Source organism: Lysobacter enzymogenes (assembly GCF_017168095.1).
GTDB lineage: Bacteria > Pseudomonadota > Gammaproteobacteria > Xanthomonadales > Xanthomonadaceae > Lysobacter > Lysobacter enzymogenes_D.
Window position 1 is genome coordinate 1 of the sequence record NZ_LXSD01000566.1, and the last position, 813, is coordinate 813.

Consider the following 813-nt stretch of genomic DNA (forward strand, 5'->3'; position numbering starts at 1 on the left):
CCGCGGCGGCCGCGCCCGGCGCCGGCACCGCGACGGCGCTGGCCCTGAGCATCGCCTCGGCCGCCGGCGCGCGCATCAGCTGCATCTGGCCCTTGACCATCAGCAACTGGCGCTTGGGCGCGTCCGGTGCCGCCGCGGGCGCGAGCGGCACCGCCACGGTGTAGCCGCGCGACACGATCAGCCGGCACTGGGTGTCGGCGCTCATGAACGCGCGCAGCAGGTTGTCGCGCTCGGCCAGGCTCAGGTGCAGCATCGCCACCCAGCCGCCGCGTGGATCGTCGAGCAGTTCGGCCACCGGCAGGCGCTGTTCGATCAAGGTGCCCGGCGCGCGATACGCGATCACCGCGCTGCGTTCGATCGCCAGCATTGCCATCGTGCGCGCAGCCTCGGCGATTTCCGGCGCGGGATACGTCTCCAGCGCCAGGCTGACCGCATACAGGCCGTCCGCGCCCTGGCCCTGCGCCACCGCGACTTCGTAGCGGCCGTTGGCGTTGCGCAGGCGCAGGCGCGGCAGCCAATAACGCTGCTGCGGATTCTTCGCGTCCTCGAACACGCAGCGGTCGTCGGGCGCGGTGTTGGGGCTGATCGGATAAGCCGAATCGGCGCGGGCGAAACCACCGCCCGCATTGGGCAGCAGCCCCGGCCGCAGCGCATCCAGGCGCGGCCGCAGCGTGCGTCCTTCCAACTGCGCGATGATCGCCGGCTGCGCGCGCAGCAGCGCCGGATTCATCCGCAGCGCCGCGCCCGCGACGATGGCCGGCGCGGCGCGCACCGGTGCGGCCGCGACCGGCGCTGCCTCGTGCACCGCCGGCG

At 74.0% G+C, this 813-nt stretch carries 1 protein-coding gene; it reads right to left on the reverse strand.

Features of this window, described 5'->3' with window-relative positions; all coding sequences use genetic code 11:
- On the reverse strand, window positions 1-813 hold an 813-nt coding region (locus tag A7A76_RS22195), incomplete at both ends, for a hypothetical protein (RefSeq protein WP_206413353.1).